This window comes from Flavobacterium okayamense, from assembly GCF_019702945.1.
Classification (GTDB): Bacteria; Bacteroidota; Bacteroidia; order Flavobacteriales; family Flavobacteriaceae; genus Flavobacterium; species Flavobacterium okayamense.
This window is the reverse complement of record NZ_AP024749.1, coordinates 2,603,920-2,629,365: the sequence shown is the minus strand read 5'-3', so window position 1 is coordinate 2,629,365 and position 25,446 is coordinate 2,603,920. Positions and strand designations below refer to the sequence as shown.

At 30.9% G+C, this 25,446-nt stretch carries 21 protein-coding genes; 13 read left to right on the top strand and 8 right to left on the bottom strand.

Annotation, left to right across the window (positions count from 1 at the left end; translation table 11 throughout):
- The first annotated feature begins 10 nt into the window (after window positions 1–10).
- Complete coding sequence (gene yidC, locus KK2020170_RS12330; RefSeq protein ID WP_221258624.1) at window positions 11–1,891, top strand: membrane protein insertase YidC; 1,881 nt, start codon at window positions 11–13, stop codon at window positions 1,889–1,891.
- A gap of 52 nt (window positions 1,892–1,943) precedes the next feature.
- Window positions 1,944–2,744, top strand: a complete 801-nt coding sequence (gene proC / locus KK2020170_RS12325; protein ID WP_221258623.1) for a pyrroline-5-carboxylate reductase — start codon at window positions 1,944–1,946, stop codon at window positions 2,742–2,744.
- Between the two features lie 62 nt (window positions 2,745–2,806).
- Here proC and KK2020170_RS12320 read toward each other — a convergent pair whose 3' ends face one another.
- Window positions 2,807–3,775, bottom strand: coding sequence for a fasciclin domain-containing protein (locus KK2020170_RS12320; RefSeq protein ID WP_221258622.1), 969 nt, complete (start codon window positions 3,773–3,775; stop codon window positions 2,807–2,809).
- 140 nt (window positions 3,776–3,915) lie between these two features.
- Here KK2020170_RS12320 and KK2020170_RS12315 point away from each other — a divergent pair, with 140 nt between their 5' ends.
- The 9 genes from KK2020170_RS12315 (at window position 3,916) to KK2020170_RS12275 (ending at window position 12,927) form a co-directional block, all read left to right on the top strand.
- Window positions 3,916–4,665, top strand: a complete 750-nt coding sequence (locus tag KK2020170_RS12315; protein WP_221258621.1) for a toxin-antitoxin system YwqK family antitoxin — start codon at window positions 3,916–3,918, stop codon at window positions 4,663–4,665.
- A 4-nt stretch (window positions 4,666–4,669) separates the two neighbouring features.
- Window positions 4,670–5,857 carry a tRNA 2-thiouridine(34) synthase MnmA gene (gene mnmA / locus KK2020170_RS12310; RefSeq protein WP_221258620.1) on the top strand — a complete coding sequence of 396 codons (1,188 nt, stop codon included), beginning with the start codon at window positions 4,670–4,672 and terminating at the stop codon, window positions 5,855–5,857.
- A gap of 3 nt (window positions 5,858–5,860) precedes the next feature.
- Window positions 5,861–6,409: a hypothetical protein gene (locus KK2020170_RS12305; protein ID WP_221258619.1), complete on the top strand. Its 549-nt coding sequence runs from the start codon at window positions 5,861–5,863 to the stop codon at window positions 6,407–6,409.
- A 27-nt stretch (window positions 6,410–6,436) separates the two neighbouring features.
- Window positions 6,437–7,372: a calcium/sodium antiporter gene (locus KK2020170_RS12300; protein ID WP_221258618.1), complete on the top strand. Its 936-nt coding sequence runs from the start codon at window positions 6,437–6,439 to the stop codon at window positions 7,370–7,372.
- Between the two features lie 42 nt (window positions 7,373–7,414).
- The gene (locus tag KK2020170_RS12295) at window positions 7,415–9,043 is read left to right on the top strand and encodes a S8 family serine peptidase (protein WP_221258617.1); all 1,629 of its coding nucleotides are present in this window, start codon (window positions 7,415–7,417) and stop codon (window positions 9,041–9,043) included.
- The gene (locus KK2020170_RS12290) at window positions 9,043–9,987 is read left to right on the top strand and encodes an NAD(P)H-dependent flavin oxidoreductase (protein ID WP_221258616.1); all 945 of its coding nucleotides are present in this window, start codon (window positions 9,043–9,045) and stop codon (window positions 9,985–9,987) included. Before KK2020170_RS12295 ends, KK2020170_RS12290 begins: the two co-directional genes overlap by 1 nt.
- Before the next feature lie 10 nt (window positions 9,988–9,997).
- Complete coding sequence (locus KK2020170_RS12285) at window positions 9,998–10,411, top strand: hypothetical protein (protein ID WP_221258615.1); 414 nt, start codon at window positions 9,998–10,000, stop codon at window positions 10,409–10,411.
- A 436-nt stretch (window positions 10,412–10,847) separates the two neighbouring features.
- Complete coding sequence (gene pafA / locus KK2020170_RS12280; RefSeq protein ID WP_221258614.1) at window positions 10,848–12,455, top strand: alkaline phosphatase PafA; 1,608 nt, start codon at window positions 10,848–10,850, stop codon at window positions 12,453–12,455.
- Window positions 12,456–12,459: 4 nt separating this feature from the next.
- Window positions 12,460–12,927 (top strand): hypothetical protein, encoded by a 468-nt coding sequence (locus KK2020170_RS12275; protein ID WP_221258613.1) that lies wholly within the window; start codon window positions 12,460–12,462, stop codon window positions 12,925–12,927.
- A gap of 27 nt (window positions 12,928–12,954) precedes the next feature.
- Here the strand turns inward: KK2020170_RS12275 and lysA are convergent, their stop codons facing one another.
- A complete protein-coding gene (gene lysA / locus KK2020170_RS12270; protein ID WP_221258612.1) occupies window positions 12,955–14,181 on the bottom strand; it encodes a diaminopimelate decarboxylase in 1,227 nt (408 codons plus the stop codon).
- A 249-nt stretch (window positions 14,182–14,430) separates the two neighbouring features.
- On the opposite strand from lysA, the gene sucC reads away from it, so the two are divergent.
- Complete coding sequence (gene sucC, locus KK2020170_RS12265; protein WP_221258611.1) at window positions 14,431–15,624, top strand: ADP-forming succinate--CoA ligase subunit beta; 1,194 nt, start codon at window positions 14,431–14,433, stop codon at window positions 15,622–15,624.
- A 56-nt stretch (window positions 15,625–15,680) separates the two neighbouring features.
- Here sucC and KK2020170_RS12260 read toward each other — a convergent pair whose 3' ends face one another.
- The 5 genes from KK2020170_RS12260 to KK2020170_RS12240 form a co-directional block, all read right to left on the bottom strand.
- Complete coding sequence (locus KK2020170_RS12260) at window positions 15,681–16,337, bottom strand: hypothetical protein (protein WP_221258610.1); 657 nt, start codon at window positions 16,335–16,337, stop codon at window positions 15,681–15,683.
- Window position 16,338: 1 nt separating this feature from the next.
- Entirely contained in the window at window positions 16,339–17,016 is a 678-nt protein-coding gene (locus tag KK2020170_RS12255; protein WP_221258609.1) for a DUF6048 family protein, read from the bottom strand.
- Window positions 16,997–17,515, bottom strand: coding sequence for a DUF6452 family protein (locus KK2020170_RS12250; protein ID WP_221258608.1), 519 nt, complete (start codon window positions 17,513–17,515; stop codon window positions 16,997–16,999). The genes KK2020170_RS12255 and KK2020170_RS12250 overlap by 20 nt, the downstream gene beginning before the upstream one ends.
- Before the next feature lie 56 nt (window positions 17,516–17,571).
- Complete coding sequence (gene rlmD / locus KK2020170_RS12245) at window positions 17,572–18,984, bottom strand: 23S rRNA (uracil(1939)-C(5))-methyltransferase RlmD (protein WP_221258607.1); 1,413 nt, start codon at window positions 18,982–18,984, stop codon at window positions 17,572–17,574.
- A 64-nt stretch (window positions 18,985–19,048) separates the two neighbouring features.
- Window positions 19,049–23,428 (bottom strand): CUB domain-containing protein, encoded by a 4,380-nt coding sequence (locus tag KK2020170_RS12240; protein ID WP_221258606.1) that lies wholly within the window; start codon window positions 23,426–23,428, stop codon window positions 19,049–19,051.
- Between the two features lie 165 nt (window positions 23,429–23,593).
- On the opposite strand from KK2020170_RS12240, the gene rocD reads away from it, so the two are divergent.
- Window positions 23,594–24,835, top strand: a complete 1,242-nt coding sequence (rocD, locus tag KK2020170_RS12235) for an ornithine--oxo-acid transaminase (protein WP_221258605.1) — start codon at window positions 23,594–23,596, stop codon at window positions 24,833–24,835.
- Window positions 24,836–24,862: 27 nt separating this feature from the next.
- Here the strand turns inward: rocD and KK2020170_RS12230 are convergent, their stop codons facing one another.
- Window positions 24,863–25,435 carry a uracil-DNA glycosylase family protein gene (locus KK2020170_RS12230; protein ID WP_221258604.1) on the bottom strand — a complete coding sequence of 191 codons (573 nt, stop codon included), beginning with the start codon at window positions 25,433–25,435 and terminating at the stop codon, window positions 24,863–24,865.
- Window positions 25,436–25,446 lie beyond the last annotated feature (11 nt).

The following is a 25,446-nucleotide window of genomic DNA, read 5'->3' as shown; positions in this document are numbered from 1 at the left end:
TTAAACATAAATGGAAGAAAAAAAGCTAGACGTAAAAACCATTGTTGGTTTTGTTTTAATTTCAGGTCTTTTAATGTGGATGATGTATACAAATACACCATCACCTGAAGAATTAAAAGAACAAGAGAAGAAAGAGCAAGTTGAACAAAATAAAGTAGTAGAAAATACTCAAGCTACTCCTGAAGTTGCGACACTAACAGATTCTTTAAGTATTGCAAAAGCACAACAAGCTTTAGGTTCATTTGCTTATTCGGCTTCATTACCTTCTGCAAATGAAAATGTAACTGAAATTAAAAACGACGTTTTAGCATTAAAAATTGCTAATAAAGGTGGTTATATTACCGAAGCTACTGTTTTAGGTTTTGAAAAGTTTGAGAAGAACTCTGGCGAATTAGTAAAAATTATAAATGATAATAATGCTAATTTCGACATTACATTAAATACTAACGACAATAGAACGTTACATACGAAAGATTTATTCTTCGAACCAAAATATTCAACAGAAGGAGAAAATCAAGTGCTAACAATGCAATTAAAAGCTGGACCGAATCAGTTTTTAGAGTATCGTTATGTGTTGAAACCAGGAGAATATATGCTAGATTTTAGTATTCGTTCACAAGGTTTAGAAAATGTTGTAAATACTTCAAAACCATTAGATTTAGAATGGCAATTAAAAACATATCGCAATGAAAAAAGTATTTCTTATGAAAATAGATATACTGAATTGGTTTATGAATATGAAGAAGGTAAAGATGACTATTTAAACGCACAAAAAGAATTAGCTCAAACAACAGCTGAGGAAGTTACTTATGTTGCTTTCAAACAACATCATTTTACATCAATTTTATTAACGGATACGCCTTTTAAAACAGCTGAATTTAAATCTGAAAATTTAGTAGCAAATGAAGATGTAGATACTGTTTATACTAAAAACTTCACTGCAAAATTGCCTTTAGAATTTAAAAATGGTGCAGTAAATTATAATATGAATTGGTATTATGGACCAGCTAAATATCAAATCTTAAATGATTACGATAGAAACTTAGACGAGGTAATGCCATTAGGTTGGGGAATTTTCGGTTGGATTAACCGTTACATTTTTATTCCAGCATTCGGATTTATTACATCGTTAGGAATAGGTTACGGAATTGCAATTATTGTTTTTACAATTTTAGTAAGAATTGTAATGTCGCCAATTACCTATAAATCATATTTGTCTCAAGCAAAGATGAAAGTAATTCGTCCTGAAATTCAAGAAATAAACGATAAATATAAAGATAATGCAATGAAGCGCCAGCAAGAAACAATGGCGCTATATTCGAAAGCTGGTGTAAGTCCTATGGCAGGTTGTATTCCAGCAGTAATGCAAATACCTGTTTTCTATGCATTGTTCCAATTCTTCCCATCGATGTTCGATTTACGTCAAAAAAGCTTCCTTTGGGCAGATGATTTATCTTCGTATGATGCGGTTTTCCAATTACCATTTAAAATTCCATTTTATGGTGATCACGTAAGTTTGTTTCCAATTTTAGCATCAGTCGCAATATTCTTTTATATGAGAATGACAACAGGAGATCAACAAATGGCAGCGCCTCAACAAGAAGGTATGCCAGATATGAGTAAAATCATGAAGATGATGTTGTATATTTCTCCATTAATGATGTTATTCTTCTTTAATAATTATGCTTCTGGATTATCATTATATTACTTTATCTCGAACTTAATTACCATTGGAATTATGTTTGTAATCAAAAACTATATCATTGATAATGATAAGATTCATGCTAAAATTCAAGAAAATAAAGGAAAACAAAAAAAGGAAAGTAAATTCCAAAAGAAAATGCGCGAAATGATGGAACAAGCTGAAGCGCAACAAAAAAATAAGAAATAATTACAGATAGAAACCCTGCTTTTGGCAGGGTTTCTTTTTTTTACTATATTTTATGAAAGTATTAATTATTGGTTTTGGTAATATGGGGCAAACCTATGCGAATAGTTTTATAGGCTCTGGATTTGTAAATTCTAATGACATTTTTGTTTTAAATAGAAGTGAAGTTGAAAAAACGAAACGTGCTTCAATTCCTAAAGAAAATTTCACAATTAAATCAACTCAGGCATTATTTGAAGTAGATATTATTATTCTAGCTGTAAAACCCCAAGATTTCATGGTAATGTCTCATCAAATTAAGCCTTTTTTAAATGAAGAGCATTTGTTCCTTTCCGTTATGGCAGGTATTTCTATTGAGAGAATTCAAAACGAATTAAACGTTGAAAAAGTAGTTCGTTCAATGCCAAATATTCCAACACAGATTGGACAAGGAATTACAGTTTTTAGTGCTTCTCAAGAAATTGATAGAAAAGAATTATTTATCATTCAAAATTTAATTAATACAACAGGAAAATCATTGTATGTTTCTGATGAAAAAATGTTAAACCCTGCAACAGCAATTTCAGGAAGTGGACCCGCTTATGTTTATTACTTTATGGATGCTATGATTAAGGCAGCTGAAAATTTAGGATTTTCAAATTCAGAAGCTACTTTTTTAGTTAATAATACCTATTTAGGTGCTGTTCAGTTGCAAAGTAGAAGTAACTTAAGTCATGAAGATTGGATTAATAAAGTAACTTCCAAAGGAGGCACAACAGAAGCTGCTTTAGATGTATTTGCAAATGAAAAAGTATTTGAAAATATTGAAAAAGCAATTAAAGAGGCTAATAAAAGAGCAGAAGATTTAGGGAAATAAAAAAAAACTCCGTTGAAAACGGAGTTTCTCTAGCAATTTTTGAGTAAAAGTATAGGTAAGGATTAATTAAATGTTGGTAAAATAACTTTATCAATAACATGGATTACTCCATTTGCACATTGAACATCTGTTGCAACTATATTACTAACACGATTTTGAGCGTCTGTAATTTTTGCTCCTCCAGTTAATCCGATAGTAAAATCTTGTCCTTGAAAAGTTGTAACCATCATATTATTAGTTAAATCAGTGGAAAGAACGTTTCCACCAGCTACAACATGATATTTTAGTGTGTTCTCTAAAGTAGGTTGGTCAATATCATTTAACGATGTAGCGTTTAATTCTGTTAATAGATCACCAAAAGCTAAATTTGTTGGGGCAAAAACAGTGAACGGTGAATTTGTTGTACCAGATAAAATTCCAACAAAATCTGGTTGGTCATTTCTTGTTAAAGCAGTTACAAGTGTAGAAAAGTTTGAATTTGCAGTTGCATGTGTTACTACTGTTGGTAAGCCAATAACTGCATTTACTTCATGGATTACACCATTGTCTGCCATAATATTAGGTGTTGTTACTGTAGAAACACCATTAAGCATTACAGTTGAAGAAACATTAATATACATACTTAATGTGTTTGTAGCAGAAGCAGCACCTTTTCCTAAAGTCTTTACATATCCTGTAGATAAATTTGAAGAAAGGTTAGTTCCTTCAACAACATGATTTAAAAGAATTTCTCTTAAAGTTGCAACAGGTACATCATCTAATGAATTAAATCCGTTGTCTGCTAAAAAGTTAGTAAATGCAGTATTTGTTGGAGCAAATACAGTAAATGAACCTGAACCATCTAAAGTAGTTACTAAGTCGGCTTTTTCTAATGCGTCAACTAAAATTGTGAATTGTGGGGCTCTAGAAGCAATAGCAGCAATGCTATTATTTTCTGGCATGTTGTTTGAATCATCATCAGAACATGACAACAATGTTAATGGTATTGCTACCAATAACATTAATTTCATTAATTTTGTGGAGTTTTTCATAACTATTGATTTTTTTGTTTAATCAAAATTATAAAACAATTAAACAAAATAAAAGAGTTAGAATGTTTTTAACTTAAATTAATAGTTTGTTTAACTGTCAGATTACTAAAGTCTTATAAATTAAAATATTGAATAAACAAATGTTAAGCAAAATAAAACTAATATTAATTTTAATAGTAACTTCTTCAATTGGCATTGCCCAAGAAAATGAATTTGATAAAGAAGGTAAGCGTCATGGATTATGGAAAGGAAACTATGAAAAATCAAAGAATCTTCGTTATGAAGGAACTTTTGAACACGGAAAAGAAGTTGGTTTGTTTAAGTTTTATGCCGATTCTAAAAACAAACAGTTAATGGCTACTCGTGACTTTTCAAAAGGTGATGGAAGTTGTTACACTGTTTTTTATAATGGTAAATTTAAAGTTAGTGAAGGTGACTTAGTAAATAAGCAACCTGAAGGACTATGGAAATATTATCATTATAGAAGTGATAAAATTATGAATTTAGAAAACTACAAACGAGGAAAGCTTGATGGTGAGAAAAATGTTTATTATACAAACGGTCAATTAGCTGAAAAATCGTACTACAAAAATAATTTACTGGAGGGGAAGTATATTAAGTATGCTGAAAATGGAAAGCCAATTGAGGAGTCTAATTTCAAAAATGGTGAATTGCATGGAACTGCTATTTTTTATGATGGAGAAGGAAACATGTTAATAAAAGGTCAGTATAAAAAGAATAAAAAATCAGGAACTTGGGAAACTTATGAAAATGGTAAGTTGGTTAAAAAAGAATCAGCTGCTGAGTTTTCTGGAAAAACATTTAAGTTAGATAATCCTAACGAACTTGAATACAAAGAAGAATTAAAAGAAGAAAAAAATAAAAAATAAGCAAATGAAAAGAGTAGTCGTTGGACTTTCTGGTGGAGTAGATTCAAGTGTAGCTGCTTATTTGTTAAAAGAGCAAGGGTACGAAGTTATCGGACTTTTTATGAAAAATTGGCACGATGATTCAGTTACAATTTCAAATGAGTGTCCTTGGTTAGAAGATAGTAATGATGCGCTTCTTGTGGCCGAAAAACTTGGAATTCCTTTTCAAACCGTAGATTTATCTGAACAATATAAAGACCGTATCGTTGATTACATGTTCAACGAGTACGAACAAGGTCGTACGCCAAATCCTGATGTATTGTGTAATCGTGAAATCAAATTTGATGTTTTCATGAAAATCGCATTGTCATTAGGTGCTGATTATGTTGCAACCGGACATTATTGTCGCAAAGGAACGATAGAGAAAGATGGCAATGAAATTTATCAATTGCTGGCTGGTAAGGATGGAAATAAAGATCAATCGTATTTCTTATGTCAATTGTCACAAGAGCAGTTGTCTAAAGCCTTATTTCCTATTGGTGAATTAACAAAACCAGAAGTTCGCGAAATTGCTACGAAACTCGATTTAATCACTGCTGAGAAGAAAGATTCTCAAGGTTTGTGTTTCATAGGAAAAGTTCGTTTGCCAGAGTTTCTACAACAAAAATTACAACCAAAAGAAGGCGTTATTATTGAAATTCCAGCTGATGCTGCTATTTATCAAAATCAAATTCCTTCGTTTGAAAATAAACAACAAGAATTAGCTTTTTTGTCTGCAAACATTGATTATTTGAAAGTTCCAGGTAAGGTTTTAGGAAAACACCAAGGAGCTCATTATTTCACAAAAGGACAACGCAAAGGCTTGAATGTTGGAGGAACCAAAGAAGGTTTGTACGTAATTGAAACTGATGTCGAAAAAAACATTATTTACACAGGTCAAGGAAATAATCATCCTGGATTGTTTAAAAAAGCTTTATTTATTAAACAAGATGAAGTACATTGGGTTCGTGAAGACTTAGTCTTGCAACCAAATGAAACAATGGAAGTAATGGCTCGTATTCGTTATCGACAACCGTTGCAAAAAGCTAAATTGTATCAATTTGAAAATGGTTTGTACGTTGAGTTCGATGAACCACAATCGGCAATTACAGAAGGGCAATTTGTAGCTTGGCATAGTGGTGAAGAGATTCTTGGTAGTGGTGTGATTTCTTAATTTATGGAGCTTTTTGATAGAATTATTGATATTATAGACACAAATATAATTTTGTGTTTATTGCCAATGATTTTTATGCTTTGGACTATAAATTCAATTTTTAAAGAGAAATTTCATTCTAGAAAGATATTAAATGTTGTTGGTTGGATTATTATTTTTTACAGTCTAACTATTTTGATACGTTTTTTGATTGAAGCTTTTGTAAACTATGAGAATGTTGCTATTTATAATAGAGCAACTGGACCATATTGGTGGTCATATTGGTTAATGTTTATTTGTGCAACAATTTTACCATATACTTTACTTTTTAAAAAATTAAGAAATAAATTTTGGTACGTATTAATTGTGGCTTTTTGTATTAAAATTGGATTCTATTTTGAGAGATATGTAATTATACTTTCTAGTTTTCATAGAGATTATTTACCTTCTAGTTGGTCAAAATATAATTTTGGTTTTATGTATAGTACAAGTATGTTTTTTTTTCAAGGCTTGTTCTTGGCTGTTATAAGTTTGTTTTTTTATAATTTATTTATTAGATTAAAAAGTAAATAATAAATTATATTAGCAGAAATATATTTTATGAATCTTCTCTATATCATTCTCGGTTTATTGCTACTTGTTGTTGGTGGTAATTGGCTGTTAAAATCATCAGTAGGTTTATCCTTACGATTAAATATATCTAAGATAATTGTAGGTTTAACTATTGTTTCATTTGCTACATCAGCACCTGAAATGATTGTTAGTATAAAAGCTGCCTTAGATGGTTTTCCTGATATAGCTGTAGGAAATGTTGTTGGGTCAAATATTGGAAATGTTGGATTAGTCCTTGGTATTGTTTTACTAATCAATGCAATTAATGTAGAAACTAATTTCTATAAAACCGATTGGCCAATGAAAATGTTAGCTTCGGTATTATTGTTTTTTTTCTTAATAATCGATGGAAAGTTAAGTCGAATTGAAGGCTTTATATTTGTTCTATTGCTTGTGGCTTTCTTGGTTGTTTTGATAAGGCAAAATAAAAAAGTTGAAATTGAACTTGATGAAGATACCGAAACCGAAATGTCATATTTTAAAATATTCGGTTTTCTTGCAGTTGGTGGTTTTGCACTTTGGTTAGGTTCTGAGTTATTAGTTGATGGTGCTGTAAGTTTGGCTGAAGGCCTTGGAGTAAGTAAGCGAGTAATCGCTATAACTGTTGTTTCTATAGGAACAAGTGTACCAGAACTCGCTTCATCAGTGATTGCTGCTATTAAGAAAGAAAGTGATATTTCTATTGGTAACATTATAGGATCAAATATTTTTAATATTTTGAGTGTACTTGGTTTTACGGCAATTCTAAAACCTATTGAAAATGTTGATCAAAAAATAATGACTTTCGACATTTATTGGCTTTTAGCATTTTCTTTCATTCTTTTACCATTGGTTTTTCTTCCTAAAAGGAATAATTTATCTTTTAAAGAAGGTATTCTTTTAGTTTTAGCCTATTCTGTTTTCATTTATTTTACTATTCAGTAAAGAATATATTTTATATATTTGGTTACCAAATATTTACCAGAAATGAATAGAAAATTACTTTCCATATTTATTATATTCTTCTCAATTATAATTCATGCGCAAGAAGATGCGTGGGTTTATTTAACTGATAAGCCTGATGCAGCATATTATTTAGCAAATCCTTTGGAAATGTTATCCCAAAGAGCATTAGATAGAAGAACAGTTCAAGGAATTTCTTTAGATAATACAGACGTTCCTGTTTATCCTAATTACATTACCCAAATTGAAAATGCAACTGGAATTACGGTTATGGCTAAATCAAAATGGATGAATGCTTTACATGTTAGAGGAAGTTTAACGAATATTCAAGCATTAGAAAACTTAGCTTTTGTAGATTATGTTTACTATGCAAATCATTCCCTGAATTTAAGAAGTGGGAATCCAATTACTACGCCAATTTCAGAAAGTAAATCAAGCGATACGAACGATAAATTTGATGTACAAGTAAATTTCAATTATGGGAATTCAGACAATCAAATTCAGATGTTGAATGGACATTTACTACACCAACAAGATCATACGGGACAAGGAAAAATTATTGCAGTTTTAGATTCAGGTTTTACAGGTGTTGATACGGCAACTCCTTTTCAACGATTGCATGATAATAATTTAATTTTAGGAGGATATAATTTTCCAGATGGAAATGCAAATTTTTACATGCGTCATAATCATGGAACTATGGTTTTATCAACAATGGGAGGTTATGTTGACGGACAATTAGTCGGAACTGCACCAGATGCTCAATATTATTTATTTATTACTGAGGATATAAATTCTGAGAATCCTGTTGAAGAATCTTATTGGGTGGAAGCTGCTGAATTGGCTGATAGTTTAGGTGTTGATGTTATTAATTCTTCATTAGGATATGGCGCTTATGATAATCCCAATTATTCATACTCATATGCACAAAGAAACGGACAAATAGGATTTGCCTCTCGTGGTGCTTCAATGGCATTTCAAAAAGGAATTGTTTGCGTAATTAGTGCGGGGAATGAAGGGAATAATACTGAACCACACATTGGAATTCCTGCCGATGCAGATAATATTTTGACAATCGGAGCGGTTAATAATGTAGAAGCCTACGTGTCATTTAGTTCTATTGGAAATACAGCAGATGGAAGAATAAAGCCCGATGTTTGTGCAAAAGGTTTAGGTGCAACAATCAGTAATACTTCAGGTGCAATTACAACTGCTAGTGGAACTTCCTTTTCTAGTCCTATATTAGCAGGAATGGTCGCAACATTTTGGTCAGCGGTACCAAATTTATCGGCATCACAAGTAATTCAATATGTAAAAGAATCAGCTGATCAATACAATACTCCCGATATTTATAAAGGTTATGGTGTTCCTGATTTTCAATTGGCATTAACAAATGCATTGAATACGGAAAGTTTTTCTACAAATCAGGTCTCAATTTATCCAAATCCAGTTAGTTCAATATTAACAATTGAAGGTGTTCAATTGCAAAACGCTTCAATTAGAATTTATAATCAATTAGGTCAGAATGTTTTAAGTTTTGATTTGTTAAATAATCAAAATTCAATTGATGTTAGTGTTTTGAATTCTGGCGTTTACTTCTATGATTTTTCTTCGAATAATAGTAAATTGCGAGGGAAATTGATTAAAAGATAATGAATCGAATTACACAACTTTTTAATATAAAATATCCGATCATTCAAGGTGGAATGATTTGGAATAGCGGATACAAATTGGCAAGTGCAGTTAGTAATGCTGGTGGACTAGGTTTAATTGGTGCAGGTTCTATGTATCCTGATGTTTTACGTGAGCATATTCAAAAATGTAAAAAAGCTACCGATAAACCGTTTGGTGTAAATGTTCCAATGTTATATCCTAACATTGAAGAAATCATGCAAATCCTTAAAGAAGAAGAAGTGAAGATGGTTTTTACTTCGGCAGGTAATCCAAAAACGTGGACGCCTTTCTTAAAAGAAAATGGCATGACTGTTGTTCATGTAGTAAGTAGTACAAAATTTGCTTTAAAAGCGCAAGAAGCTGGAGTAGATGCAATCGTAGCCGAAGGTTTTGAAGCTGGCGGGCATAACGGTCGAGATGAAACTACAACTTTAACATTAATTCCAATGGTTAAAGAACAAGTTACGATTCCTTTAATTGCTGCTGGTGGTATTGCTACTGGTAGAGGAATGTTAGCTGCATTGACATTAGGAGCTGATGGTGTTCAAATGGGAAGTCGTTTTGCTGCTTCAACCGAATCTAGTGCGCATGATAATTTTAAAACAACTATTGTGGAAACGAATGAAGGTGATACCATGTTAACTTTGAAGGAACTTGCACCCGTACGATTAATAAAAAATAAATTTTTTAACGACGTTCAAGAGTTATATGCAAAATGTCCAACACCAGACGATTTGAAAGAACTGTTAGGTAGAGCAAGAGCAAAACGAGGAATGTTTGAAGGCGATTTAGTAGAAGGCGAATTAGAAATAGGTCAAATTGCAGGATTAATTCATGATATTTTGCCAGTTGAGGAAATAGTTAAAAATGTTATTAGCGAGTTTGAACACGCTAAAAAAGAAATGAGTTCAATTGAATTTTAATAGATACAAAATGAGAATTTTAAGATATTTTGTTTTTTTATTTTTAATAGCTTCGGCTAGTGCTTTTGCGCAACAATTTAAGTTTAAAACAACTTCGCTAACTGTTTTAGAAAGAGGAGGAAAATTTAACGAATGGGGAAAATGGTCAGAACCTTTAGAAACGCAATTATTTGTAACATTAGATTTTGATAAAAATAGAATTGTTGTTTATTCTCGAGAAATCCAACATTATAAAATTATTGAATCATTGCCTAAAGAAGTTACAGAAGTAGATGAAATCAACTCGTTTCTATGTAAAAATCAGTTTGGCGAACAAGCGAAGCTTTCTTTCATAGTTCGTAAAAACGAAAAGAATAAAACGCAATTATACATCTATTTTACTGATATTATTTTCTGTTATGATATTATAGAAGAAACTAATTAAGTAAAAAGTAAAAAGTAAAAAGTTATAAGGGATAACTTGTCATTTTGAAAGAAAAGATTATTAGGATATTTGCTTGGTATACTTTGATATTATTTTCGATAATGTCATTTGTGTCAGTGATTATAATTTTTACAGAAAAATTTGAGATTTCTCATTTTTTAACTTTCATAATATTTGTTGGGAATTCTTTATTTGGTCTATATTTTAGAAAATATGGATTATCAGATTTTATTATATATAGATTTTCAAAACTATTAAGTATTTTTTCATTAATAGTAGGAAGTTTTTTCTGCTTATTTTTACCTTTTGTATTAATGAGATTTTATGGTTTTGAAGAATCTACTTTAGCATTGTTTACTTTATTGTTAATGTTTATTCCTTCATTTATAGTTTCAATATACTTTTTGATTACAAGTTTTAAAAATAAATAGATACTATGAAAAAACTTCTTTTAGCCAGTTTGCTTGCTATACAAACATTATCATTTGCTCAAGAACGACCAAAACTTGTAGTAGGTATCGTTGTTGACCAAATGAAAATGGAATATCTATACCGTTTTTCAAACGATTTTTCTGAAAATGGTTTTAAAAGATTAATGCGAGATGGTTATGCTTATCATAACATGCATTATAATTATTTGCCAACATATACTGCGCCAGGACATGCTTCTATTTATACTGGAACAACGCCGGCTTTTCACGGAATTGTTGGAAACGAATGGTACAACAAAGCTACAGGTAAGGAAATGTATTGTACCGATGATAATTCGGTAACCACAATTGGTGATGGTACAGAAAGTGAAGGTAAAATGTCGCCATCAAACTTACAAAGCTCAACCATTACTGATGAACTAAAATTGGCAACAAATTTTAAAGGAAAAGTAATTGGAATAAGTATAAAAGATAGAGGTGCAATATTACCAGCTGGACATTTTGCGGATTGGGCTTTTTGGTTTAGTAAAACGGGAAGTTTCATTTCAAGTACTTTTTACGGGAAAGAATTACCAAGTTGGGTTTCTCAATTTAACAATGAAAAGCATTTTGAAAAATATGCCAATCAAAAATGGGAGTTATTTAAACCTAAAGAAACATATAACGAGAGTTTAACTGATAACAATCCTTACGAAGGAAAACTATTTAAGAAAGCACCTTTTTTTCCATACAATTTAAAGGAAATGTATGAAAGTAATAATGCTGGAATTTTACGTTCGACTCCTTTTGGAAATAATTTAATTGCCGATTTTGCTAAAGTTGCTATTGAAAAAGAACAATTGGGGCATGATGCAATAACAGATTTTCTAGCCTTAAGTTTTTCTTCAACTGATTATATTGGTCATGTACTTGGACCACGTTCTATTGAATTACAAGATGCTTATTTACGCTTGGACGAAACCATTGCCGATTTATTGAATTATTTGGATAAAAAAGTTGGTAAAAACAACTATCTAGTCTTCCTTACTGCAGATCATGCTGGTGCTGAAAATGTAACATATTTGAAAGATAACAAATACGATGTCGATAATATTGTTTCGAAGAATTTTGACAATACGTTGCGAAAATTTTCTGAAGATAAATTTGGTGTAGACGTAGTTTTGAACAATTCTAACTTTAATTTGTTTTTGAATAAAAAATTAATTGAAGAACAAAATTTAGAATTAGAAGATGTAATTGAAACTTTTAGAGCATTTTTATACGAACAGAAGTTCATTAAAAAAGTATATTCTGAAGAAGATATTTTAGAAAATTCGGGAACTGATTATTTCCTAAACGCTATAGCAAAAGGATACGATCCTACGCAAAATGGCGAGTTAGTTTATGTTTTCAAGCCTGCCTATATAGAATATTCAACAACTGGAACATCACATGGTTCTTTATATACCTATGATACACATGTTCCTTTGCTTTGGTACGGTTGGAATATTCCTAAAGGAGAAAATTACAATAAGCATGTAATTACAGAAATTGCACCAACAATTGCATTAAAATTGAAAATTACCTTACCTAATAGTACAGAAGCAGAAGTTTTAGAGGAGGTTTTAAAATAATTGTATGAAGTTTATATTTATTTTTCTTTTTTCATTTAGTACATTTTATGCTCAAAATTCTTTAAAGGATATTATTGAAAATAAAGTTTCTGAAATTATTCAAGGAGCAAATGATGTTACATCATATATATTTATATCTGACAGTTTGAATAATATTTCAGACAAGAATTTAAAAAATGAAATAAATGAATTTAAAAAGCAAATAGATGAAACTACTTTTAAGCTTAAAAAAATTAAAACTAATAAAGTAGATTTAATAGATCGTAATTTTTTTTTAAAAGAAGTTTATTCCATTGAAAACGTAAAAATTTTTATTGCTGTTATTCATTTTAAGAATAATTCTGATGTTGAAACATTAAGTTTTCAGGTTTTAAAAGTCAATAATTATATTGGAATAATAAATGTTCATGGACAATTAGTTGACGATATTTTAATTGGGCCAGAAGATAGAGTAAGTAAAAAAAGCCCTTAACTAAGGGCTTTTTATTTAACCAATCATTTAAACTAAAACACTTTCCTGTAAGGAAGCTACTTCGATTTGATTTTTTAAAATATCGTCAAAAGTTTCTCTTTTTCTAATTAAATGTGCTTTTCCGTCTAACCATAAAACTTCCGCAGGTTTTACCCGCGAATTATAATTAGATGACATTGAAAAGCAATACGCTCCAGCATTATGGAAACATAAAATATCTCCTTCCGTAATTTCAGTAATTCTTCTATTAGAAGCAAACGTATCGGTTTCGCATATATATCCTACAACCGAATAAAAACGCTCTTTTCCTTTCGGATTACTTATGTTTTCAATATGATGTTGTGAACCATACAACATTGGTCGAATTAAATGATTAAAACCGCTATCAATTCCAGCAAATACGGTCGAGGTTGTTTGCTTAACAACATTCACTTTTGCTAAAAAATATCCAGCTTCACTTACTAAAAATTTACCCGGTTCAAAAGCTAATGTTAATGGTTTTCCATATTCTTTTTCAAAGGCTAAAAAGCGTTTTGTTAGCTTTTTACCAAATTCTTCAACATTCGTTTCAATATCACCTTTTTTGTAAGGAACTTTAAATCCGCTACCAAAATCTATAAATTCTAAATCAGTAAAATGCTTTGCGGTGTCAAATAGAATTTCTGCAGCATACAAGAAAACATCAACATCTAAAATGTCAGAACCAGTATGCATGTGAATACCATTGATATGCATTTTTGTGTTTTCAACAATTCGCAATAAATGTGGTAACTGATGAATAGAAATCCCGAATTTACTATCGATATGCCCAACAGATATATTCGCATTTCCACCAGCCATAACGTGCGGATTTATTCGAACACATACAGGTATGTTTGGATGTTTAGCACCAAATTGTTCTAAAATAGATAAATTATCAATGTTTATTTTTACACCTAAAGCGGCAACGGTTTCTATTTCCTCTAACGAAACACCATTTGGGGTATACATTATTTCTGAAGGATCAAAACCTGCATACAATCCTAGTTGAACTTCTTCAATTGAAACTGTATCTAAACCAGAACCTAAACGTTTTAAAACCTTTAATACAGAAATATTTGATAATGCTTTAACTGCATAATGTATCTTAAATTGTTCTACTTTTGAAAAAGCTTTTGTTAGTCTATTATATTGCTGCTCAATTTTTTCAGCATTATACACATAAACGGGACTACCAAATTCTTCTACAATTTTTAAAAGTTCTGAATTATTCATGATTAATTTTTTTGCAAATAAATAAAGGAAAAACATATAAACATAAAAAATAACATTTTAAAACAATTATTAACTTATTGTTATATTAAATCATTAATTGTTTAATAATTTTATTTAATTAATTATATAGTTATATTTTTTAATAATTGTTCCTGCTATCATGTGTTAAATTAACTCCAAAAAAAGTTAGTCTGTTAAAGATTTGTTTGTTATTTTTGTGGCACTTAAAATTTGTATAATAACACAATTATGAACTTACACGAATATCAAGGTAAAGAAATATTAGCTAGTTATGGAGTTCGAGTACAACGCGGACATGTAGCTAACAATGCTGAAGAAGCAGTAGAAAAAGCAAAACAATTAACAGCTGAAACGGGAACGGGTTGGCATGTTATTAAGGCTCAAATTCACGCTGGTGGTCGTGGAAAAGGTGGTGGAGTTAAATTGGCTAAAAATTTAGATCAAGTTAAGGAAATTGCTGGGCAAATTATCGGAATGGATTTAATTACGCCTCAAACACCTCCAACAGGTAAAAAAGTTCATAAAGTATTAGTAGCTGAGGATGTTTATTATCCAGGTGAAAGTGAAACTAAAGAGTTCTACATGTCGGTTTTATTAAACCGTGGAAAAGGTAGAAATATGATTATGTATTCTACTGAAGGTGGAATGGATATCGAAGAAGTAGCAGAACATACTCCACATTTAATTTTTACAGAAGAAATTGACCCAGCTGTTGGTTTACAAGGTTTCCAAGCAAGAAGAATTGCTTTCAACTTAGGTTGTGAAGGAAATGCTTTTAAAGAAATGGTAAAATTCGTTGATGCTTTATACAAAGCTTATATTGGTTCAGATTCTTCAATGTTTGAAATTAATCCAGTTTTAAAAACTTCAGATAATAAAATAATGGCAGTTGATGCAAAAGTTGTTTTAGATGACAATGCATTATTCCGTCACCCAAATTTAGCTGAAATGCGTGATGTTCGTGAAGAAAATCCAATTGAAGTTGAAGCTAAAGAAGTTGGATTAAACTATGTAGATTTAGATGGTACTGTAGGATGTATGGTAAATGGTGCTGGTCTTGCAATGGCAACTATGGATTTAATTAAGTATGCAGGTTTTGAACCAGCAAACTTTTTAGACGTAGGAGGAACTGCAGATGCAAAACGTGTTGAAACAGCTTTCCGTATTATCTTAAAAGATCCAAATGTAAAAGCTATCTTAATTAACATTTTTGGTGGTATTGTACGTTGTGACCGTGTTGCGCAAGGAGTTGTAGATGCTTACAAAAACATGGGAGATGCTATTAATGTGCCAATCATCGTACGTTTACAAGGAACTAATGCTGAAATTGCAAAAGAATTAATCGATAATTCTGGAATGCCAATTTTATCAGCGGTTCAATTCCAAGAAGCAGCAGATCAAGTTAAAGCAGCTTTATCTTAATTAGATATTAGATTTTTCTATATAAAAAAACCACTTAATTGAGTGGTTTTTTTTATTTATAAAAAGTTTAATATTCTCAAAATAATATAGGATGGAAGTAAAAATAAGCCTAGAAAAAATATATATTTTCCATGTTTTCTATCTTGTTCTGAATAAGAATTAACAACTTCTCCGTTAGGTAATGTTTTTTTAGAAGTCCAAATTAAATAACCTATGATCATTCCAAAAAAGCCACCAAGTAATGTTAAAATATAGCCAACCCAAATCCAACCTCTTTGATTTTCTTCAGGTTTAGCCAATTCTTTTAACCTTTGATTTCTTAAGGAATTTAATAAATCCGCATCAATCGATTTTCCTCTTTCAGTTAATATTTTTTGAGATAATTTATAATCAAATTCATTCCATTCATCTGGTTTCAGTAATATCTCATATAATTCGTCATTTGTAAATTCAAATAAATAATATTCTTTATCTAAATCGTTGATAATTTTTTCAGCGTCGGCTTCTAAAATTTTATTAGCTTTTTCAAAATCACTTTTTTTTATTTTTAAATCAATTTGATTTTGAACAGTACTTCCACTAAAAGTGATATCAACTGGAGGTACATTATCCGCTAAAATTACTTGTATAGAATTTGATTCAAGTTTATCTTTGATTTCTAAAGCTTGTTGTAAAGAAGGTAATCTTTTGAAAGGTAAAAATTGTTCAACCATTTTATTTCTTCTTATAAATTGGAATAAAATAGCTTAGCGTATAATTAAATCCAGCGCCAAATTTTCCATCATAGGTTCTATTAAAACCGGGAATGAATAAGTTTCCAAAATTTTCAGGTTCTTTATTTGATAATAAATAATTTAAACGAACAGATACACCTAAATATACATTGTTGAATAATTCGGCTTTTAAACCGCCTACAACTTCAAGCCAAGAGGCATTTAAGCCATTAAATTCTTCACCACTAGAAACAATGTTTTCGCCATAGTAATTAGTTGGGTCATAAATTTTATACGAGTTTAACGTATGAGAAAACGAACTTACTCCAAAACGCATTCCGGCATAAATCATATTTTCCATATCGAGCCAATTTTCAAATGCATTGTAGTCGAATCCAACTTTAAAATAGGTTCCTTTTGTGGTAAAATTAAAACGATCATCGTCCACTGTTTTATCTTCATTTCCTAATTCACCAGCAATATAAAATTTACGCGTAAGTCGATAATCTCCAACAATTTCTAATCCTTTATAATCTTTATCATAAAATGATTTTGATAAGCGATGTAAATCAACACCAACTCTTAAGCCATATCGTTGTGGATAAACTTTTGTTGAATCTTGAGCTTTTCCTAAAAATGAAATAACCAAAAAACTTAGACTAAAAATATATTTTAACATGTACTTCATTTTCGTTAATTACGTTTGTTTGTTCGATAGTTGCATTACTAATCCAGTTAGTTTCAAAATTAAAATTACTTAAAGTAAAATTTGTTTTATATCCGCAAGCTCTCGAAATATAAATGTCTTCTCTTGAATAATCAATAGTGATTATATCATTTACTTCATTAGTTGTATCTCCATAATTCAATTTGAAATCAAACTGAGATTGATCTGCAAAAGTTTTTAAAGGAATTTCAATTTTATTCGAATTTATTAAGTATCTATTTGCATCAGTTTCTGCAAGAGCGGTATTAAAAACAACTCCAATTCCAGTTCCAGATTCTTCAACTCTAAGATTAGTAACATTCTTTAGAGTTGTTGGGCTTGCTACATCGTAAAACTCAATAACAAGTCTTGGAGTTGTTACTGTTCCTTCGGCACAAATATCATCTTTTTCACAATTCCAAAAAGAAACTGCAAAGATTAAAAGAAGAAGAGGAGTAACTATTTTTTTCATACTAATAAATCTAATTTATTATATTGTTTTTTAAAAATCCCTCGATGAGGGTCATTTTATCTTTTTTCTAAAAGTACAACATTTTCAACATGATGTGTTTGCGGGAACATATCAACAGGTCGAACTCTTATAACTTTATATTTTTCATCCATTAAAGCTAAATCTCTTGCTTGTGTTGCTGAATTACAACTTACATAAACGATTTTTGGAACATTAGTTTTTAATAGCATTTCTACTACATCTTTATGCATTCCGTCTCTAGGAGGATCTGTAATAATTACGTCTGGTTGTCCGTGAGTTGCAATAAACTCATCGTTGAAAACATTTTTCATGTCACCCACAAAAAACTCACAATTTGTAATTTTATTGCGTTCTGCATTAGCTTTAGCGTCTTCAATAGCTTCTGGTACTGCTTCAACACCTATAACTTTCTTTGCTTTTTTAGACACAAATTGTGCAATTGTTCCAGTACCTGTATATAAATCATACACTAATTCTTCACCCGTTAATCCTGCAAAATCACGCGTAATTTTATACAATTCGTAGGCTTGATCAGAATTCGTTTGATAGAAAGATTTTGCATTTATACTAAAATGTAAACCTTCCATTTCTTCTAAAATGTATTCGCGACCTTTAAATAACTTAATATCTTGGTCGTATAAGGTGTCGTTTCCTTTGCTATTGATTACATAAAGTAGGGAAGTGATTTCAGGAAAACGTTCTGCAACAAAATTTAATAATAATTCGCGATTCGCCTTATTTTCTTTATAAAACTGGATAAGAACCATTATTTCACCAGTAGAAGCCGTACGAATCATTAACGTTCTTAAAAAGCCTTCTTGATTACGAGCATCGTAAAATTCTAATCCATTCTTTACTGCAAATTCTTTGATTTCGTTTCGAATTGCATTAGAAGGATCTTGTTGTAAATGACATTTTTCAATATCTAAAATTTTATCCCACATTCTTGGAATATGGAAACCTAAAGCGTTTTTATGTTCAAATTCTTTTCCACTGGCAATTTCTTCTTGTGTCATCCAACGGGCGTTAGAAAAACCAAATTCCATTTTATTGCGATAGAAAAATTGTTTTTCAGAACCTAAAATCGGTTCAAATTCAGGTAATTCAACTTTGCCAATTCGTTTTAAGTTATTTTGAACTTCTTGGTTTTTGTAAAATAACTGACTCTCATACTTCATATTTTGCCATTTACATCCACCACAAACACCAAAATGTTCGCAAATTGGTTCAACTCTATCTTTTGAGTACGAATGAATTTTTGTTGCTTTTCCTTCGTAGTATGCTTTTCTCTTTTTTGTAGTTTGTACATCAACTACATCACCTGGTACAACATTTGGTAAAAAGATTACTTTTCCATCAGGTGCTTTAGCTACTGAAACGCCTTTTGCGCCAGCATCTAATACTTCAATATTTTCAAAAACTATACGTTCGGTTCTTTTTCTTCCCATACGGCAAAGATAAAATGTTTTGGTAAGAGATAAATAAAAAAATAACCCCAAAATGGGGTTATTCTTAGTGGATTATTTTCTTTATTTGAATTTCATTGTTTTCTAATTGAATTTTCAGTAGTAAAGGTTGGTTTTCTTTTAAAATTGAATTAATAGAAAAACTATTATGATTCACATTTTTACTTTCAAACAATTTTCGACCTAAAATATCGTAAACTTCAATTTTATTTACCTTTTTGTTGTTAGAATTTACTGTAATATTTTCATTACTCGAATAAGCAAAAACTTCATTATTTGTTATTTCGTTTAATTGAGAACTTGATTTTTTATAGACAATCTCAAATCGGTTTTCAAATTCACCAACTTCAGTAATAAAACTATATTTATTTTCTTTTAAGTTATGTGTGTAACCAATTGCTTTGTCTTTCAAATAAATATCTTGGTCTGCAAATAAACCATCAATCATTTCTAACGAAATTTCAAAAGTTCCTTTTTCAATTGCTTTAAATCCTAAAGTAACTACATCGTCACTTGTAAAAGGTAAAGCTCTACCTTGAATTACTAAACTTTCATTACTAACAATACTATACAACATTGATTTTGATTGGTCTAGCATTCTTCCATCTATTTGATTGTCTAAACCATTTGTCGCATTTTCTGTGTAACCAACTAATATTTGATTAATAGGTTGATTAACCGAATTTAGGTTTATCCAAAAACGATGTGTTTCCGTTTCTTCAGTAGTTCTAAAGAATTGTGTGCTTGCAGAAGCATTTACACGTTGGTTGTTTTTAAAATTTGCCGTTCCAGCTGAACCTGTTTTGTTTATATAAAAACCCTGACCAACAGCAATAGTTCCGTTAGGAATGGCACTTCCTGAAGCAGAAGCTGTTCCTCCTAAAGTTGTATAACTGGCATAATTGTTAGAAGGATAACTTCCTCCAGAAGAAGGAACAGTATGTGTCCAAAAATATAGTGCATTTATTGATGGATTTTGACCTAAGAATGAATTTCCGCTTATAGGAGAAGGGAAGGGATTACTCAATAAATTGTATCCTAATCCTACCGATTTTGAGTAAATTCCGTTAGCAGGAATTCCATTAAATGTTCCGTTGAAAACCGTTGGAGTAGCGGCCGGCCAAGTATTATCGACACGAATTAAATATCCTTTTCCAATTTCAAAATTCGTATTTGGATTTACATTTTGAAATGCAGTAGCTGTTGTAGTTCCGGTATACAAATATTCATAAAAACGATTTGATATTGTATTTGGCGAAAAAGCCTGCAATTGTTGGTTTTCAACTGGACTTCCCCATGCTGTATAATCCAAACGAATCATTGGAGCTGAATTTCTTTTTACAATAATATTTCCAGAATTAACTGCATTATCATTGACTTGACGTAAAGCCGAATTATTTTCAATTGTTAATAAAGAACCAACGTCAACTGTAATTTCGTTATCAATAATTAATGTGTGTCCGCTATTAAAAGTTACTTGAGCGTTATTTGTAATTAATATGTTACAAGCAAAAATACTTGCTGTAGAACTATAATTTCCAGTAAATACAACCGCTTTTGTTAATGAAGGCGAGCCATTACTCCATGAGCTTCCGTTCCAAGTTGTAGTATTTCCACAACCTGAAGTGGCACGTATATCAAAACTATAACTTGATTCATTACAATCGTTATTATCAATTGTTACTGTTGCATTTTTAGTTCCGCTTGTTACAATGATGAAATTAACATCAAAAGTTATTGAATTTCCAGAAGTAATAGTTGCAGGTAATGTAATTCCACTAATTGAAAAATCGGTAGCGTCAACACCTGAAAGAGTAATTTCTGTAATTACTAAATCGTCACTTCCGTTATTTTCAATTGTAAACGTATTTGTTGTATTTGTACTTACTGTACCAAAATCAGTATCATCTGTAGTTGAAGGTGTAACATCATTATTTACAATACTTATTGAATTTCCTAAAACATCAATTTCTGGATTTCCAACATTTATAGTTATTGAACTACAAGGTTGTGTTGAAGGACAACCACCAATTCCTCTTACGAAATAAGTAGTTGTAGCACTTGGTGTAACATCAAATGTATTTGAAGTTGTTGTTCCAAGTAAAGTTCCACCACAAGTTCCGCTATATATTGCCCATTGCGTTGCATCATTCAAACTTCCATTAATATTTAATGTTACAGTTTCTAATTCACAAATGGAATTATCTGAAGCTGTTAAAGAAGTAATCGTTGGATTTTTACAACACGACCAATTGGCAACCCAACCTGGTCTTGTAGTTGCCGTATCCGAAGTAAAACGAATAGTTAAACTATTACTGGTTGAAGTAATACTAGGAGGCATATTTGTATTTGTGTATGTTCCCAATAGAGGAGAAGCCGTTGTAGGGCCATCATAAATTCTTAGGAAATCATAATTGTTTTCAATGTCAAAACTGCTAAAAGTTAGCGTTACACTTGAAGCGCCTGTTGGAGCAATAGTAAAATTGTAACTTTCATTATTTCTATAGCCACCTATTTCTGAACCTGTATCTGTAAAAGTTCCTTCACAAAGTGTAGTTGTGGTATTCACAATGGCATTTGTATTTGTAAATTCGGTTCCTGCCCATTGCGAATAATTTCCACTACCACAATTTGTTCTCACTTGCCATAGATAATGTCCATCAGCAGCTAATCCTGTTACATCTAAATAAGAATTATTAGTTGTAAAAGTTTGCCAAGATGAAGCTAAAATGTGTTTAAATTTCACTTCGTAAGATTGTGCAGAAGGAACATCATCCCAATCCAAAGTAACTTGATTATGAGTTAGGTTTATTTCGTTAAGATTTGTTGGTTCTTCACAAATAGGTGATGCCATATTACATGACCAATTTGCTACCCAACCTGATGTAACGGTTGCACAATCAGTCCTGAATTCTAAAAGCATTTTTCCACTGGTTGCAGTAATCGTTCCAGGTAATGTTGTTCCGTTTAAAGTAGCTATTAACGGGTCATTATAACTTTCACCATCATAAATGTAAAGATAATCGTAATTGGTTTCTAAATTTAAACTTGTAAAATCAATCGAAACACTTCCAGCACCAGTTGGTTTAATCAAATAGAAATTACGCTCGTCATTACCATAATTTCCTCCAGAACCTCCGCTGTCATAAAAAGTTCCACTACAAGCTGTATAAATTGATGTTGGGGCACTTGTTGCCGGATTTAATAAATCGTAATATTTGTTCCAGTCCCAATACTGACCTGGATCAACGTGTGTTTGACTTGGGAAATGTTGGTGACCTTTAATTTTAAAACAGCCATCACTTAAAGGATTTAATCCGTTATCTCCATTTTTATCGTATGTTCTAATTAAATTTATACTTCTTCTTGAAGCAATATCTTTTGTTAGTTCTGCAGAAACAGTATACATTACGTTGGTATACCAAGTTGCGTCTGCAATGTAACCTTCATGTTCAATTCCAATTGCATAAGGGTTTGAATTACTTACGTGCCAAGCTTTATCGATTTCACAAACCGATTGTGTAATTTGACCATCTGAAGCTCTTATATTATAATGAGCAGAAACATTTGCAGATGGATTTTGAAACCAAGAAATTGCTCCGGCGTAACTTCCTTGCATAGTATGAATAGTAACATGAGTAATTGGAGTTCCACTTCTTGAGCTATAGTTTGAAGGATCTGCAGGAGCTGATAAAACAGTATAAGGAAAACTTCCTGAAACATCTCCACATGGTGGAGCAAAACGACTATTATATGGATTATAATTATTTCCGTTTGGATTTGAAATTCTATTATTTTCAATAATAACCTTTTTGGCTTCTAAAACTTTTAAGTTCTCATCACCAAATATCAATTTCAAATCAATTTCATATTGAGGCAATTGATGTGTATTTTGAAACGTAACAGAATTTAAGTTTTTGAAAACGGAATAAGCATACGTATCAAAAATAAATGCTTCATTCTTTTCTGATGATTTTGGTAGTTCACTCAATTCTAATAGAATAGGATATTGATTTTCTATTTTCGAATCGATATTTAGCCTAATTCTTAAAATTTCATAGGCCTTTGCAAATGCTAAAATGTTAGTTCTCGGATTATCTTTAATTTGTTTTTCAGAAAAGCCTGATAGTTGAGCGACTATTTTTAAATTTTCACTAAAATAACCTTTTCCATTTTCAACTAATCCTATTACTCCAAAGTATTGTGGTAAATCACTACAACTTGGCGCTTCATTTTCTGGCTGAATATGTCGAATATGAGTGTTTGTATATGCAACAGATTCTAAAATTCCTTTTGGTATTGAAGGATATAAATTATAAGCTTCTTGGAAAAAAGAATTATAGCGGTTGTTTGAATTAATTTCCCATTCTTGGGCTAATAAAAATTGAGTTAATAGTAAAAAGAGGAGTAGTAATTTTTTTCTCATAGATTGCAAATTGATTAGAAATCAAATATATAGATATTTTTTATTTTTCAAGTTTTAAATTAAAATGGTTTTTATAAAATATTTTAATTCTTAACTTTGCAAGTATGGATGATTTCTCTCCAAATTAAGAAGGAATTGCATATTCAAAAATTAAAAAATAAAAGAATGTCAGTTTTAGAAAAATTAAATTCTGCAGAAGCTATTGCGTTAGAAGATAAATATGGAGCTCATAACTATCATCCATTACCTGTTGTTTTAAGCAAAGGAGAAGGTGTGTATGTTTGGGATGTTGAAGGGAAAAAATATTACGATTTTCTTTCAGCTTATTCTGCTGTGAATCAGGGTCATTGTCATCCGAAAATTGTTGGTGCAATGATGGAACAAGCACAAACATTAACATTAACATCCAGAGCTTTCTACAACGATAAATTAGGAGTTTACGAAGAGTTTGTAACGAAATATTTTGGTTTCGATAAAGTTTTACCTATGAATACAGGTGCAGAAGCTGTTGAAACGGCTTTAAAAATCTGTAGAAAATGGGCTTATGAGAAAAAAGGAATTCACGAAAATGAAGCACAAATTATAGTATGTGAAAATAATTTCCACGGAAGAACAACAACTATTATTTCGTTCTCAAATGATGAGAATGCACGTAAAAATTTCGGACCATATACAGCTGGATTTATTAAAATAGCTTATGATGATATTGATGCTCTAGAAAAAGCAATTACGTCATCACCTAATATCGCTGGATTCTTAGTGGAGCCAATTCAAGGTGAAGCTGGAGTTTATGTTCCTAGTGAAGGTTATTTAGCAAAAGCAAAAGCTTTATGTGAAAAACACAATGTTTTATTCATTGCAGATGAAGTTCAAACAGGAGTTGCTAGAACAGGAAAATTATTAGCGGTTCAACATGAAAATGTTCAACCAGATGTATTAATCTTGGGAAAAGCATTATCGGGTGGCGTTTATCCTGTTTCAGCGGTTTTAGCAAACGATGCTATTATGAATGTGATTAAACCAGGTCAGCATGGTTCAACTTTCGGTGGAAATCCTGTTGCTGCTGCGGTTGCAATTGCTGCTTTAGAGGTTGTAAAAGATGAAAAGCTTGCTGAAAATGCTGAAAAATTAGGTGAAATTTTCCGTTATGAATTAGATAAATATATATCAACAAGTAATATTTGTACTTTAGTTCGTGGTAAAGGTTTATTAAATGCCATCGTAATTAATGATACTGAGGAAAGTGATACTGCTTGGAATATTTGTATGAAGCTACGTGATAATGGTTTGTTAGCTAAGCCAACTCACGGAAACATTATTCGTTTTGCTCCGCCTTTAGTAATGAATGAAGAGCAATTGTTAGATTGTATTTCAATTATAACTAAAACACTTCAAGAGTTTGAATAAATAAAATAAATCCTGAGAAATCGGGATTTATTTTTTTAAAATAGTTTCAATTTTTTGCCTTAAAACAGGAATTACATCTTCTTCGAACCAAGAGTTTTTTTTCATCCATATTCGATTACGAGGAGAAGGATGTGGTAAACAAAAATATTTTGGTAAGTATTCTTCGAAACTTTTTACGATTTCGGTTAAATTTTTCTTGGGTTTCTCTAAGTAAAACTTTTGTGAATATTGTCCTATTAACAAAATTAACTCAACATTAGGCATAAAATTAAAAAGCTTTTCATGCCATGTTGGTGCACATTCTTTTCTAGGTGGTAAATCACCACTTTTGCCTGTCCCAGGATAACAAAATCCCATTGGAATAATAGCGATTTCAGAAGTGTCATAAAAGACTTCTGAGTCAATGTTTAACCATCTTCTTAGTTCAATTCCACTTGGATCATTCCAGGGAATACCACTATTATGAACTCGAATACCTGGAGCTTGTCCAATAATAATAATTTTAGCAGTCTTACTCGCTCTTAAAATAGGGGAAGGGTGGAATGGAAGGTAATCTTTACAAAGTGTACAGTTTTGTATTTCAGAAAGTAAGTTTTTCATTTTATGAAAAC